Origin of the sequence: Micromonospora sp. NPDC051300, assembly GCF_044455315.1 — a bacterium.
Taxonomy (GTDB): Bacteria; Actinomycetota; Actinomycetes; order Mycobacteriales; family Micromonosporaceae; genus Micromonospora; species Micromonospora robiginosa.
Genome location: NZ_JBITEP010000003.1, coordinates 131,415 through 144,514, shown reverse-complemented (window position 1 = coordinate 144,514; position 13,100 = coordinate 131,415). Strand labels below are relative to the sequence as shown.

Here is a 13,100-nt window from a genome sequence, read left to right as displayed (position 1 = left end):
GTCACTCGGCGTCCAGGTCAGACCTCGAGAACCTGGCGGCCGTTGTACGTGCCGCAGACGGAGCAGGCGGCGTGCGGCAGCTTCGGCGACTTGCACTGCGGGCAGGCAACGGTCGCCACCACCGAGGCCTTCCAGTTCGCCCGGCGGGCGCGGGTGTTGCTGCGCGACATCTTGCGCTTGGGGACGGCCACGGTTCCTACTCCTCTGTACGGTTCAGTTGCGACAGGCCCGCCCAACGCGGGTCGATCTGCTGGTGACTGTGGTCGGCCGGCAGATCGTCCCAGTGCACCCCACACTCGGGGCACAGGCCTGGGCAGTCCTCCCGGCAGAGCGGGTTGGTCGGCAGCGCGAGCACCACCGCGTCCCGCAACGCCGGCTCCAGGTCGATCAGATCGCCCTGCATCCGGCCCACCTCGTCCTCGTCGGTCGTCTCGTCCGTGGTGCTGTCCTCGTACGCGTACAGCTCCTGGACGTTGACGACCACCGAGTCGTCGATCTCGCGCAGGCAACGGCCGCACTCGCCCCTGGCGGAACCGGTGACGGTCCCGGAGACGAGCACGCCCTCGGACACCGACTGCAACCTCAGGTCGAGGTCGAGGTCCGCGCCCTCCGGCACGCCGATCAACTCCACGCCGAGGTCCGCCGGTGCCGCCACGACCCGCCGGAGCTCACGCAACGCTCCAGGGCGACGCGGCAGGTCCCTCGTGTCGAGGACCAGCGGCGCCCTGGGGTCGAGTTGGCGAGGCGAATGTTTGGGCATAGTCAGACTCCGGCCGTGAGAGGCCGACAAAAAAGGTTACCTGGCAGGGGTGCGGACCGTCGAACCGGGGGCGTGTCCCGCCCCGGCCCGGCGGCAGCCGGCTGTCGGCGACCGGCCCGTGCGCCGCTCAGAAGGGTAGCGGGCGCTCCGCCTCGTCCCCCGCGAAGGTGCCGATCTCGCGCAGCGCGTGCATCTTGTCCCGGCCACGCTCTATCGAGGCCAGCGCCCGGGTCAGGAACTGCTCGAAGTTGGCCAGCGCGGTGTCGACGTAGTCGTCCACCTCCTCGCGGAGGCGCTGCGCCTCGGCGCGCGCCTCGGCGATGATCCGGGCGCCCTCGTGCTCGGCCGAGACGGTGATCTCGTTCACCGAGACGAGCCGGGCGTGTTCCGCCTCACCCTCGCTGATGATCCGGTCGGCCTCGCGCTTGCCGGCCTCCATGATCTTGTCCCGCTCCTCCAGGAGGGCGGCGGCGCGGCGCAGGTCGGCGGGGAGGTCCGCGCGCATCTCGTCGAGCGCCGCGATCATCTCGCCGCGGTCGACCATGCAGTTGTTGCGCGACATCGGGACGGAGCGGGCCTGCTCCACCATGGCGATCAGTTCGTCGATGCGATCGAGCGGGTCCACCGGCGCCTCACTCCTGTCTTCGTCGGCCGCCCTCCATCATGCGGCCTGCGCCCGGTTTCGGCGCTGTCCCCATCATGTCGCGCCCCGACCACTCCCGCCCCACCCGCCCCCGCCCGGCGCGTCGCCCGCGCCCCCGCCCAACCTCGTCGATCTTGGACTTTCCGCCCCGGCATTCCGGTCGGAACGGACGAAGGGCGGGCCGCAACCGCAAGATCGGCGGGGTGGGGCGGGGCGTGTCAGGGGCGCAGGCGGGTGACCAGTTGCTCGCGGACCAGGTCGGGGACGTGGGCGGAGATGTCGCCGCCCCACTTCGCCACGTCCTTGACCAGGCTGGAGGAGAGGAAGGAGTAGAGCGGGTTGGTCGGCATGAAGAGCGTCTCCACGCCGGCCAGACCGACGTTCATCTGGGCCATCTGCAACTCGTAGTCGAAGTCGCTCACCGCGCGCAGGCCCTTGATCAGCACGCTCGCCCGCTGGTCCCGACAGAAGTCGACGAGTAGGCCGCGGAACGACTCCACCCGCACGTTGTCGTACGAGGCGGTCACCTCGCGGAGCATCTTGATCCTCTCCTCGACGCTGAACAGCCCCTGCTTCGACTGGTTGATCAGCACTCCGACGATCACCTCGTCGAAGAGCCGGCTCGCCCGGCCGATGATGTCGAGGTGACCATTGGTGACCGGGTCGAACGAGCCCGGGCAGACCGCACGTCTCATGATCGGCGACCGTACCAAAGGGTGGTCTCGCCGTAGCGACGACTGCGCTCCGGCGTGACGCCCTCCACCCAGCCGGGCGGGCCGGTGCGGCTGGACCGTTCCACCACCACCAGGGCGTCCTGGGCGAGCCAGCCGCCGTCGACGAGCGCGGCAAGCATCGCGGTGAGCTCCGCGTCCGGCACGGCGTAGGGGGGATCGGCGAAGACCACGTCGTACGGCCCGTCGTCCGGCCCGCCCGCGAGCACCCCGCCCACCCTGCCGGTGACCAGACGGGCGGCCGGGGCGGCCCGCAGCGCGGCGATGTTCTCCCGGATCACCCGGGCGGCCCGGGGGTCCGACTCGACGAGCAGCACGTGGGCCGCGCCCCGGGACAGCGCCTCCAGGCCCACCGCGCCGGAGCCGGCATAGAGGTCGGCGAACCGCGCGCCGGCCAGGTCCACGTCGGCCTGCACGGCGCTGAACAGCGCCTCCCGCACCCGGTCCGAGGTCGGTCGGGTGCCGGCGCCGGGCGGCGCGGCGATCCGCCGCCCGCCGAGCGTGCCGGCCACGATCCGGGTCACCGTCGTTCCCTGCGCATGCCCCGACGCTACGCGACGCGGGAAACCGGCCGGGGACCACCCGGAGCGACGGTCGGTGACCCGGTGTACATCAATGATCTCGGATTCATAACGGACCCTTTACGACCCGTAGATCGCGGTAACGCCCGCGCTGTCGATCTCGCTAGGGTCTGCCCGGTTGCTGTGCGGACGCGCGACTCCGGTCCGTCCGCCGCGCCCTCTCCCATCCTCCCCTCCTCAGGAGAAGACGTGAACCGTCTCCACCTCCGGCGTGCCGCCGTCCTCACCGCCGGCGCGCTGATCGGCCTCGCGGGCGTGGCCACCGTCGCCGCCCCGGCCTCCGCCCACCACCCGGAGCCGTCCGGCAGCTACTGCGCCGCCAAGGACGGCACGGTCACCGTCACCTGGTCGGTGATCAGCAGCGAACGCGACATCTCCGGCCGCATCACCAAGCTCGAGTCCACCGTGCCCGGCGACATCACCGGCGGCCTGGCCGTGGGCGCGGAACTCAAGAAGCAGAGCGAGGGGCCGCTGACCGGCACCCAGACCCACACGTTCACCGGTGCGATCCCCGAGCTGAAGCTGACCGTCGGGGCGCACTGGGAGCGGGGCCGCCAGTCGCACGACGGCGAGCGCACCGTCATCGCCCAGCCCAGCCGCGACTGCGAGGTCGAGGAGAGCCCCTCGCCGTCGCCCTCGTCGCCGACGCCGTCGCCGAGTGCCACCCCGGAGCCGACCGAGTCGCCGGAGCCCACCCCGACGCCGTCCGCCTCCACCCCGCCGAGCCCGTCGGCCACCCCCTCCGCCCCGGCCGAGCCGATCTTCAAGCTCGACCAGGACTGCGACTCGATGACCTTCATCGTGGAGAACCCGGCGAAGGGCGTCCCCTTCTCCGCCACGCTGACCACCGAGAAGGGCGTCACCAAGAAACTCGTCTCCGAGCCGGGCAAGACCACCTCGGTCGAGTTCGACGCCTACCGGGGCCTCAAGGTCACCGTGAAGTACGACGTGGTCGCCGACTCCGAGACCATCCCGTACACCCAGCCGGAGGACTGCTCCGGCCAGGGCGGCGGCCTGCCGGTGACCGGCCCCGCCGCGGGCGCCATCGCCGGTGGCGCGGTGCTGCTGCTGGCCGCCGGCGCGGTGCTCTACGTGGTGGCCCGTCGCCGCCGGATCAGCTTCACCGCCTGACCCGACCCGAACCGCCACGAGGGCGCGTCGACCACCCGGTCGGCGCGCCCTCGCCGTGCTCAGGCGGCGTCCGGGTCCAGGACCGAGGTCACCGCCGTCGGGTTGACCTCCGCCTGGTTGGACAGCAACACGAGCCGCCGGTCCTCCTCGGGCAGCCAGGCGGCGAACGCCTTGTAGCCGCCGTTGTCCCCGGAGTGGTGGACCGCCCGCCGGCCGGCCAGCGGCCCGACGAAGAACCCGTAGCCGTACGCCTCGCCGGGCCGGCCGGTCGGCGCGTGCGGCGCGGTCATCGCGGCCACCGACGACGCGCTGAGCAACCGGCCCCGGCGCGGCACGTCGAGCCAGGTGAGCAGGTCCGCCCCGGTGCACCAGACGTCACCGGCGCCCATGCTGACGGTTGCCAGGTCCCACGACGGCACCGGTCGCCCGCCCTCGTGCCCGACCGCCACGTCCGGCCGCCCGGCACCCGACCCGGCGAAGCTGCCCGTCATGCCGAGCGGCGCGAAGACCTCCTCGGCCAGGAAATCGGCGTACGGCCGGCCGGACGCCCGCTCGACGGCCCGGGCCAGCAGCACGTAGCCGGGGCTGCTGTAGTGCCACCCCGCGCCCGGCCGGAACAGCGGCGGCACGGCGGCGAACGCGGCGAGCAGGTTGTCCGGCCCGGTCGGCGCGACCAGGTCGACGGCCGGGTGCTCCTCCCAGTGGCCCAGCCCCGAGGTGTGGGTGAGCAGGTGGTGCAGCGTGATGCCGGACCACGACGACGGCGGCGGGTCGGGCAGCCACCGCACGACCGGATCGGTCAGGCGGAGCGTGCCCCGCTCGGCGAGCAGCAGCACCGCGACGGCCGCCATCTGCTTGCTGATCGACGCGATCTGGAACCGGGTGGCCGGGGTGCAGGGCGCGCCGGTGGCCTCGTCGGCGGTGCCGGCGACCCGGTCCACCAGAAGCTCGTCGCCACGGGCCAGCAGCAGCACACCGCGATCGTGCGTGAAGATCGACATCTGCCGGAGCCTAGCCGAGCACGGCTCAGCCCTTCTCCAGGTATTCCGCCCGCTCCTCGTCGACCAGCGCGGCCACCGACGCCGCAAGCGCCGGATGCCGGGCCAGCTCCGGGTCCTCCTCGACCAGGGTGACGGCCTCGGCCCGGGCGTCCCGGATCAGGTCGGTGTCGCGTCGCAGCGACAGCAGCCGCAGGTGCGAGCGCCGGCCGGACTGGGTCGCGCCGAGCACGTCGCCCTCCCGGCGCTGCTCCAGGTCGAGCTCGGCCAGCTTGAATCCGTCGGTGGTGGAGGCCACCGCGTCCAACCGCTCGCGAGCGGACGAGCCCTCGGCCGCCTCGGTGACCAGCAGGCAGAGACCGGCGGCCGAACCACGGCCCACCCGCCCGCGCAACTGGTGGAGCTGGGAGACGCCGAACCGGTCGGCGTCCAGCACGATCATCACGGTGGCGTTGGGCACGTTGACGCCCACCTCGACCACGGTGGTCGCGACCAGCACGTCCAGGTCGCCGGCGGCGTAGGACCGCATCACCGTGTCCTTCTCGTCGGCCGGCAACCGCCCGTGCAGCACCCCGATCCGCAGCCCGTGCAGCGGCCCCTCGGCGAGCAGCGGCGCCACCTCGGTCACCGCGAGCGGCGGGCGGCGGCCGTTGTCGTCCTCCCGGGGCGGCTCCTCCTCGCTCTGCGGCCCCTCGCCGATACGCGGGCAGACCACGTACGCCTGGTGGCCCTTGCCGACCTCCTCGCGCAGCCGACGCCAGGCCCGGTCGAGGAAGGCCGGCTTGTCGGCGGCCGGAACCACGTGCGAGGCGATCGGCGAACGGCCCTGCGGCAACTGGGACAGCGTGGACGTCTCCAGGTCGCCGTAGACGGTCATGGCGACCGTGCGCGGGATCGGGGTGGCGGTCATCACGAGCACGTGCGGCGGCTGGTCGGCCTTGGCGCGTAACGCGTCCCGCTGCTCCACGCCGAACCGGTGCTGCTCGTCCACCACCACCAGGCCCAGGTCGGCGAAGTCGACGCCCTCGTAGAGCAGGGCGTGCGTGCCGAGCACGATGCCGGCGCGCCCCTCGGCCACCTCGGCCAGCGCGCGTCGCCGGGCCGCCGCGCCCAGCGAGCCGGTGACCAGCTCCACCCGTGTCGCGTCGTCGGCGGCGCCCAGCTCACCGGCCCGACCGAGCGGCCCGAGCAGGTCGAGGATCCCGCGGTGGTGCTGGGCGGCGAGCACCTCGGTCGGGGCGAGCAACGCGGCCTGACCGCCCGCGTCCACCACTTGGAGCATCGCGCGCAACGCCACCACCGTCTTGCCGGAACCCACCTCGCCCTGCAGCAGCCGGTGCATCGGGTGCGGGGTGGCCAGGTCGGCGGCGATCTCCCGGCCGACCGTCTGCTGACCGGACGTCAGCTCGTAGGGCAGCCGGGCGTCGAACGCGTCCAGCAGGCCGCCCGCCGTCGCCGGCCGGGCCCGCGCCGGCCACGCCGCCGCCCGGTGCTTGCGCTGCACCAGGGTGAGCTGGACCGCGAACGCCTCGTCCCACTTCAGCCGGCGGCGGGCCCGGTAGAGCGCCTCCTTGCTGGTCGGCCGGTGGATCTCGCGCAACGCGTCGCCGATGCCGGCCAGGTTGCGGGTGGCCCGCACGCCTGTAGGCAGCGGATCGTCCGGCGGGGTGAACGTGTCCAGCACCACCCGGACGCAGCGGGCGATCACCCAGGTCGGCACCGCGGCGGCGGCCGGGTAGACCGGGATCAGCGCCCCGGCGAACTCCTCGACCTCCTCGTTGGCCGCCGCCTCGCCGTCGCCGCCCTCGCCGAGCAGCACGTATTCCGGGCCGTTGAGCTGCCGCTTGCCCCGGAACTCGGTCACCTTGCCGGCGAACAGCCCCCACCGGCCCGGGCGCAGCTCCCGCTCGCGCCACGCCTGGTTGCCGAAGAAGGTGCAGGTGAGCACGCCGCCCGAGCCGTCGCCGACGGTGACCTCCAGCAGGTTGCCGCGCCGCTGCCGCATCGGGCGGACCGCGGTGCGCTGCACCTGGGCCAGCACGGTGACCTGCTCCCCCACGTCCAGCGAGCGGATGTCGGTGTGCTCTCCGCGCTCGTCGTAGCGACGCGGGAAGTGGTAGATCAGGTCGCCCGCGGTGTGCAGGTCGAGGTGGCCGGCCAACGCCTTCGCCGTCTTCTCCCCCACCAGCTTCTTCAACAGGGTGTCCACCGTCGACGGTTCGCTCGTCATTCGACCCCCAGCAGGAGCGGATAGTGCGGCTGGCCGCCCTCGTAGGCCTGCACCTCGACGAACGGCCAGGACCGCTCGACGTGGTCGCGGACCCGGTCGGCCAGCCCGGCCGGGGCGTCCGCCCCGCAGAGCAGCGTGACCAGCTCGCCGCCGCCGCCGAGCATCCGGTCGACAACTGCCGTGCAGGTGTCGGTCAGATCGTGCCCGATCAGGTGCACCTCGCCCTCCACCAGGGCCAGCACGTCACCCGGGCGGCACGGGCCGGCGACGGTGAGCGCCTCCCGGCCGGCGTGACAGACCTCGGCGTAGCGGCAGGCGCCGGCCGCCTCGGCCATCGCGATCACGTCGTCCTCGAAGCGCCGCTTCGGGTCGCGCACGGCAAGCGCGGCGAGCGCCTGCACCGGCGAGCGGGTCGGCACCACGCTCACCTTCACGCCCAGGCCGTGCGCCTCCCTCGCCGCCGCGCTCGCCACCGACTGCGTGTTCGGGTCGTTCGGCAGCACCACCACCCGGGCCGCGCCGGTGGCCCGGATCGCGTCGAGCAGCTCGCCGGTGGACGGGTTCGCCGGGACCACCACGGCGCCCTCGGCGGCGAACAGCTCGGCGATGCCGGCCCCGGTCGCCACCACCACGGCGGCCCGGCCGTCCGGCCGCGCCGCCGCCGGAGCGGTCCGGTCGGCGAAGCGGGTCACCGCGATCCGGTGCGGCCGGCCGGCGACCACGCCCGCCTCGACGGCCGCGCCGACGTCGTTGACGTGCACGTGCACGTTCCAGGTGCCGGCGCCGTCACCGACCACCGCCAGCGAGTCGCCGAGCGCCGCCAGGTCCTGGCGCAGCCGGGCCACCGCCTCGTCGGAGGCGTCGAGCAGGTATTGCACCTCGTAGGCGTACGCCTCGGAGCCGGCCTCCCGGACGGCGGTGCCGGGCCGGCGCAGCGCGGGTGGCGCGGGCGCCGGCTGCCCGGGGCTCTCCCCGGTGACCACCTCGACGAGCGCGTCGAGCAGCAGGCACAGCCCGCGCCCGCCGGCGTCGACCACGCCGGCGCGGGCCAGCTCGGGCAGTTGCTCCGGGGTGCGGGCCAGCGCCGCGGCGGCCGCCTCGGCCGCGGCCCGGGCCACCGCGCGCAGGTCGTCGCTGTCCACCCGCTGGGCCGCGCCGGCCGCCGCGGCGACCACGCTGAGCAGGGTGCCCTCGACCGGTCGGGCGACCGCGGCGTAGGCGGCGGCGGTGGCGTCGGCCAGCGCGTCGGCGAGTTGGCGGCCCCGGACCTCCGGCGCGGCGCCGAGCGTGTCGGCCAGGCCACGCAGGATCTGCGAGAGGATCACGCCGGAGTTGCCCCGCGCGCCGAGCAGCGCACCCTGGGCCATCAACCGCAACGCGTGCCCGTGCGGGGTGTGCCCGTCGTCGGGCAGCGTGCCCAGGTCCATCGCCAGGGCCTGCTGCGCGGAGGTGAGCGTGAGCACCAGATTGGTGCCGGTGTCGCCGTCCGGCACCGGATAGACGTTGAGATCGTCGATCTCGCCCTGGTGCCGCCGGAGGGCGGCCAGCCCGCTCGTGCACCAGCGGCGCACCGCGGCCGCGTCGAGGGTGTCCAGCACGTCGGGAAGCCTACTGGCGCGCACCGACACGTGCCGGGGTCGTCCGGCGTGTCCGCACCGGCGGGGCGGTCCGGCCCGGCCGGCCGGTACGCTGGGCGGGCTCGCGAAGGGCCGGTTGGGCGTACGGATCGGCATCGGGTAACCTGACCAGGTTGCCCGGGCTGCGCCTGGCGGCGACCTCATGAACGTATCAATCCCAGGAGTATCCCGTGGCTAGCGTGTGCGACGTCTGTGGCAAGGGGCCGGGCTTCGGCCACAACGTGCCCTGGTCCAAGAAGAAGACCAACCGCCGCTGGAACCCGAACATCCAGTCGGTGCGGACCCCGGCCGGTGGCGGCACCACCAAGAAGCTTCAGGTGTGCACCTCCTGCATCAAGGCCGGCAAGGTCACCCGCGCCTGACGCGGCGGCACCACCGGACATCGTCGGTCGCCGGCGGCCCCCTCGGGGTCGCCGGCTTCTGTCGTGTCCACCGACAGGCGACGACGGCTGACCGACCGTACGGCGACCCGCTGGCATCCGCCGGTTAGGGTGCTGCTGCGCCGGCCGTCCGGTTCCGGCGCGGGCCGTGGGGAGGAACGACCGGTGGACCTCGATCTGGGTCGCGAGCACGTGGTGGTGGTCGGTGGGTCGTTCGGCTCGCTGCGCTGGTTCGACCAGGAGCTGCCGGCCGGCAGCGTGGTGCTGGTCGAGGAGCCGGACGTGATCGACCGTCGCGGCCTGACCCGGTTCGCCGAGGAGCTGCCGCTGATCGGCCGGCTGGTCGCGGCCGAATACCAGACCGGCTTCGACGCCGACGACCTGCTCGCCCGGGAACCGGGCCTGGCCGGCGCTCGGCTGGTCCTGCCCGGCCTGGAGTACGCGGTCGGCGCCACCGCCCGGCTGGCCGACCGGCTCGGCCTGCCCGGCGCCGGGGTGCGGGCCGCGGACGTCTTCTCCGACAAGCACCGGATGCGTCTGCTGGCCGACGAGATCGGCCTGGCCAACCCCGCCTACGAGCTGGTCGACGACCCGGACCGGGCGGTCGCGTTCGCCCGGGCGCACGGCGGCCGGTGCGTGCTCAAGCCCACCCGCCGCTCGGGCAGCCTGGGCGTGCAACTGGTCACCGACCCGGCCGAGCTGCCGGGCCGGTGGGCGGCCAGCGCCACCCCGCCGGAGCCGGCCGAGGCCACCGCGCGCGGCCTGCCCACCGGCGTGCTTGTCGAGGAGCTGCTGGTCGGCTCCGAGCACAGCGTGGAGCTGCTGGTCGCCGACGGCGAGGTGCTCTTCGCCAACGTCACCGACAAGCGGGTCGCCGGTGGCCGCTACCCGGTGGAGACCGGGCACACCGTGCCGTCCGCGCTGCCCGCCGCCGAGCACGACGCGCTGCGGTCCGCCGCGGTCCGCCTCGCCGAGGCGGCCGGCTTCCGCAGCGGCATGCTGCACAGCGAGTGGATCCTGGTCGACGGCGTGCCGACGCTCGTCGAGTGCGCGGCCCGGATGCCCGGCGACATGATCACCGCGCTGATCTCGATCGCCTACGAGCGCGACGTCATCGAGGCGTACCTGCGGGTGTTGCGCGGCGAACGCCCGGCGCTGCCGCACCGGGCGACCGGCGCGGCGGCGATCGAGTTCCTCATCGCCCCGCCGGGCCGGGTCACCGCGGTGGACGGTCGGCGGGCCGCGCTGCGGGTGCCGGGCGTGCTCGACGTGCAGGTCGACACGAAGGTCGGGCAGACCGTGCCGGAGCTGCTCTCCTCGGCGCACCGCAGCGGGCACCTGATGGCCTGGGGCGCGACGCCGGACGAGGCGGCGGTCGCCGCCCGCCGCGCCGCCGGGGAGATCCGCATCACCGTCGGCTGACGGTCAGAGGGTACGGCCGAACGACAGGCAGCCCGGCGCGTCCCGGTAGTAACCGAAGTTCGGGATCCGCTCGTAGCCGGCCGAGGTGTACATGGCGATCGCCTCGGGCTGCTTGTCGCCGCACTCCAGCACGATCCGCTTGCGGCCGGCGTCGCGGGCGGACCGTTCGACCGCGGCGAGCACCGACCGGGCGACGCCCCGGCCCCGGGCGTCCGGCGCGGTGTACATCCGCTTCAGCTCGGCGCAGTCCCCGTCCTCGCCGTGACTGCGCCAGCCGCCGCACCCGACCGGCCGCCCGTCCAGGTAGGCGACCAGGAAGGCGCCGGCCGGCGGGACGAACTCGTCCGCGTCGACGGGGGTCTCGTCGCCGCTGCCGCCGTACCGCGCGCCGAGGTCGGCGAGCGCCGCCCGGATCAACGCCTGCGACTCGGGCGCGTCGAAGCGCCGCGGGAGGATCTCGATCTCGCTCACCGGGTCAGGTTACGACCGGCCCCGCCGCCCGGCCCGCTCCCGCCGCCGAGGTCGGACGCAGATCACTGCGGGTCACCGGAAGTGGTCCCAGCCGGGCGGGCCGTCGTAGCCGGCGCCGTCGACGGTGACCCCGCCGCCCTCGCCGACCCGGCCGACCCGCCGCCAGCCGTCCGGCAGCGCCGCGTCCGGCGGGAACGTCGCGGCCAGGGCGTGGTCGTCGCCACCGGCCAGGATCCAGGTGTACGGGTCGACGCCGAGCGCCTGCGCGGCGTCGCGCATCTGCCGGGGCACCTCGAACGCGTCCCGGTGCAGGTCGATCGCCACCCCGCTGGCCGCCGCCACGTGCCCGAGGTCGGCGAGCAACCCGTCCGACACGTCGATCATCGAGGTGGCCCCGGCGCCGGCCGCCGCCGGTCCCGCCGGGTAGGGCACCTCCGGCCGACGGAACGCCTCGACCAGCAGGCGGGGCGTGCGGAAGCCGCGGGACAGCACCGTGTAGCCGGCCGCCGCCCAGCCGGTCCGCCCGGCCAGCGCCACCACGTCACCCGGCCGGGCCCCGGAGCGCACCACAGGCGGCCGGCCGGCCAGGTCGCCGAGCGCGGTCACCGCGACGGTGAGCGTCGGGCTGGCCGACATGTCCCCACCGACCACGCTCGCGCCCACCCCGGCCGCCTCCGCGCCCAGCCCGTCGGCCAGCTCCTCCGCCCAGGCCGGGTCCAGCTCGGCCGGCATGCAGAGCGCGACGAGCAGCGCGGTCGGGGTGGCGCCCATGGCGGCGATGTCGGCGAGGTTGGCCGCCGCCGCGCGGTGTCCCACGTCCCGCGCCGACGACCAGTCCCGCCGGAAGTGCCGCCCCTCGACCAGCACGTCGGTGGAGGCGACCACCCGCCGGTCCGGCGCCGCCACCACCGCACCGTCGTCGCCGGGGCCGAGCAGGCAGCTCTCCCCGTACGACAGCCGGGCGGTCACCCGGTCGATCAGTCCGAACTCCCCGACACCCGCGACCGTCATGCCGTCCCCTCGTCTGGCTCCGTCGTCCCGCACGTCCCACCCCTGTCCCCGTACCGGCGTCTGCTCGCTCACCGCGTCCACCCGGCGACCGATAGGGATCACCCCCGGGCGGTGCGGTAGTTTCACCCTTCGGGCCGCCCCAGGCGGCGACGGACGGAGGTCGAGTCGTGGTACAGGCGTACATCCTCATCCAGACCGAGGTCGGTCGGGCGCGTGACGTGGCCGGTCTGATCGCGGACCTTGCCGGCGTGGTCCGGGTCGACGCCGTCACCGGGCCCTACGACGTGGTCGTGCTCACCGAGGCGAACACGGTCGACGAGCTGGGCAAACTCATCGTCAGCAAGGTGCAGATGGTGCCCGGCATCACCCGCACCCTCACGTGTTCGGTGGTGCGGCTGTAAGTGGACGAGACGGACGACACCCCGCGCCGGGACCACGGCGCCCGCCGGGCCGCGCTCTGGGCGACGCTGGTGGCGGTGCCGGTGACCGTGGCGGTGGCCGCCTTCACCCTCGCCAAGCTGGCCCCGGAGTCGCCGGACGCGGCACCGAGCGCCTCGGCCAGCCCCCGGGCGCAGTCGAGCGCGCCGGTCGAGCTGCCCGCCCCGGCGTTGGCCCAGCGCCCGGCCGTGCTCTGCCGCGCGCTGGTGTCGCAACTGCCCGACAGCGTGCGTGACCTGCCGCAGCGCCCGGTCACCGCGGGCCCGGAGCAGAACGCCGCCTACGGCGACCCGGCGCTCACCCTGGCCTGCGGCGGGAGCGCGCCGCAGGTGCCGCCCACCGACGAGGTCTTCCGGGTCAACGGCGTGTGCTGGCATCCGGTGCAGGAGGCCGACGCCACGGTGCTGACCACCGCCGACCGGGAGACCCCGGTCCGGGTGCGGGTGCCGAAGACCTACGAGCCGCCGTTGCAGTGGGTGGTGCAGATCTCCGACGCGATCGTCAGCGCGGTGCCCTCGGCGAAGACGGCCCCGTCGGGCTGCTCCAGCTCCGGCTGACCGGGCGGGGGGGGGCGGGCCGCCGCCGCGCCGCCCCGCCCGGGGGGGGCGCGGGGGCGGGTGGGGGGCGGACGGGTTGTAAGACCCCCGGCCCCCCCCCCCCCCCCGGG

The 13,100-nt window shown here is 74.6% G+C and carries 15 protein-coding genes; 5 read left to right on the top strand and 10 right to left on the bottom strand.

The window, feature by feature from the left end:
- Positions 1–17: 17 nt before the first annotated feature.
- The 5 genes from rpmF to rsmD form a co-directional block, all read right to left on the bottom strand.
- Entirely contained in the window at positions 18–191 is a 174-nt protein-coding gene (gene rpmF, locus ACIA5A_RS05625; RefSeq protein WP_089156974.1) for a 50S ribosomal protein L32, read from the bottom strand.
- 5 nt (positions 192–196) lie between these two features.
- On the bottom strand, positions 197–760 hold the full coding sequence (locus ACIA5A_RS05620; RefSeq protein ID WP_181572141.1) for a DUF177 domain-containing protein: 564 nt from the start codon (positions 758–760) through the stop codon (positions 197–199).
- A 127-nt stretch (positions 761–887) separates the two neighbouring features.
- Positions 888–1,385, bottom strand: a complete 498-nt coding sequence (locus ACIA5A_RS05615) for a hypothetical protein (RefSeq protein ID WP_088946596.1) — start codon at positions 1,383–1,385, stop codon at positions 888–890.
- A 236-nt stretch (positions 1,386–1,621) separates the two neighbouring features.
- On the bottom strand, positions 1,622–2,098 hold the full coding sequence (gene coaD / locus ACIA5A_RS05610) for a pantetheine-phosphate adenylyltransferase (RefSeq protein WP_396756759.1): 477 nt from the start codon (positions 2,096–2,098) through the stop codon (positions 1,622–1,624).
- Entirely contained in the window at positions 2,095–2,658 is a 564-nt protein-coding gene (gene rsmD, locus ACIA5A_RS05605; protein WP_396756757.1) for a 16S rRNA (guanine(966)-N(2))-methyltransferase RsmD, read from the bottom strand. Before rsmD ends, coaD begins: the two co-directional genes overlap by 4 nt.
- Before the next feature lie 246 nt (positions 2,659–2,904).
- Here rsmD and ACIA5A_RS05600 point away from each other — a divergent pair, with 246 nt between their 5' ends.
- A complete protein-coding gene (locus tag ACIA5A_RS05600; protein ID WP_396756755.1) occupies positions 2,905–3,846 on the top strand; it encodes a cell wall anchor protein in 942 nt (313 codons plus the stop codon).
- 59 nt (positions 3,847–3,905) lie between these two features.
- On the opposite strand, the gene ACIA5A_RS05595 is transcribed toward ACIA5A_RS05600, so the two are convergent.
- Genes ACIA5A_RS05595 through ACIA5A_RS05585 form a run of 3 tightly spaced genes read right to left on the bottom strand, consistent with a single transcriptional unit; the run spans position 3,906 to position 8,672 of the window.
- A complete protein-coding gene (locus ACIA5A_RS05595) occupies positions 3,906–4,847 on the bottom strand; it encodes a serine hydrolase domain-containing protein (RefSeq protein ID WP_396756753.1) in 942 nt (313 codons plus the stop codon).
- Positions 4,848–4,872: 25 nt separating this feature from the next.
- Positions 4,873–7,074, bottom strand: coding sequence for an ATP-dependent DNA helicase RecG (recG, locus tag ACIA5A_RS05590; RefSeq protein ID WP_396756751.1), 2,202 nt, complete (start codon positions 7,072–7,074; stop codon positions 4,873–4,875).
- Positions 7,071–8,672: a DAK2 domain-containing protein gene (locus ACIA5A_RS05585; protein WP_396756749.1), complete on the bottom strand. Its 1,602-nt coding sequence runs from the start codon at positions 8,670–8,672 to the stop codon at positions 7,071–7,073. Before ACIA5A_RS05585 ends, recG begins: the two co-directional genes overlap by 4 nt.
- 209 nt (positions 8,673–8,881) lie before the next feature.
- On the opposite strand from ACIA5A_RS05585, the gene rpmB reads away from it, so the two are divergent.
- Together rpmB and ACIA5A_RS05575 are read left to right on the top strand one after the other, a co-directional pair.
- Positions 8,882–9,073 (top strand): 50S ribosomal protein L28, encoded by a 192-nt coding sequence (gene rpmB, locus ACIA5A_RS05580; RefSeq protein WP_046569512.1) that lies wholly within the window; start codon positions 8,882–8,884, stop codon positions 9,071–9,073.
- A 183-nt stretch (positions 9,074–9,256) separates the two neighbouring features.
- Positions 9,257–10,513, top strand: coding sequence for an ATP-grasp domain-containing protein (locus ACIA5A_RS05575; protein ID WP_396756747.1), 1,257 nt, complete (start codon positions 9,257–9,259; stop codon positions 10,511–10,513).
- Between the two features lie 3 nt (positions 10,514–10,516).
- Here ACIA5A_RS05575 and ACIA5A_RS05570 read toward each other — a convergent pair whose 3' ends face one another.
- Together ACIA5A_RS05570 and ACIA5A_RS05565 are read right to left on the bottom strand one after the other, a co-directional pair.
- Complete coding sequence (locus ACIA5A_RS05570) at positions 10,517–10,984, bottom strand: GNAT family N-acetyltransferase (protein ID WP_396756745.1); 468 nt, start codon at positions 10,982–10,984, stop codon at positions 10,517–10,519.
- Between the two features lie 72 nt (positions 10,985–11,056).
- Positions 11,057–11,995: a thiamine-phosphate kinase gene (locus ACIA5A_RS05565; protein WP_396756743.1), complete on the bottom strand. Its 939-nt coding sequence runs from the start codon at positions 11,993–11,995 to the stop codon at positions 11,057–11,059.
- A 167-nt stretch (positions 11,996–12,162) separates the two neighbouring features.
- Between ACIA5A_RS05565 and ACIA5A_RS05560 the strand changes: the two genes are divergently transcribed.
- Together ACIA5A_RS05560 and ACIA5A_RS05555 are read left to right on the top strand one after the other, a co-directional pair.
- Complete coding sequence (locus ACIA5A_RS05560; RefSeq protein WP_013284547.1) at positions 12,163–12,396, top strand: Lrp/AsnC ligand binding domain-containing protein; 234 nt, start codon at positions 12,163–12,165, stop codon at positions 12,394–12,396.
- On the top strand, positions 12,397–12,990 hold the full coding sequence (locus ACIA5A_RS05555; RefSeq protein WP_396756741.1) for a DUF3515 family protein: 594 nt from the start codon (positions 12,397–12,399) through the stop codon (positions 12,988–12,990).
- Positions 12,991–13,100: the final 110 nt, after the last annotated feature.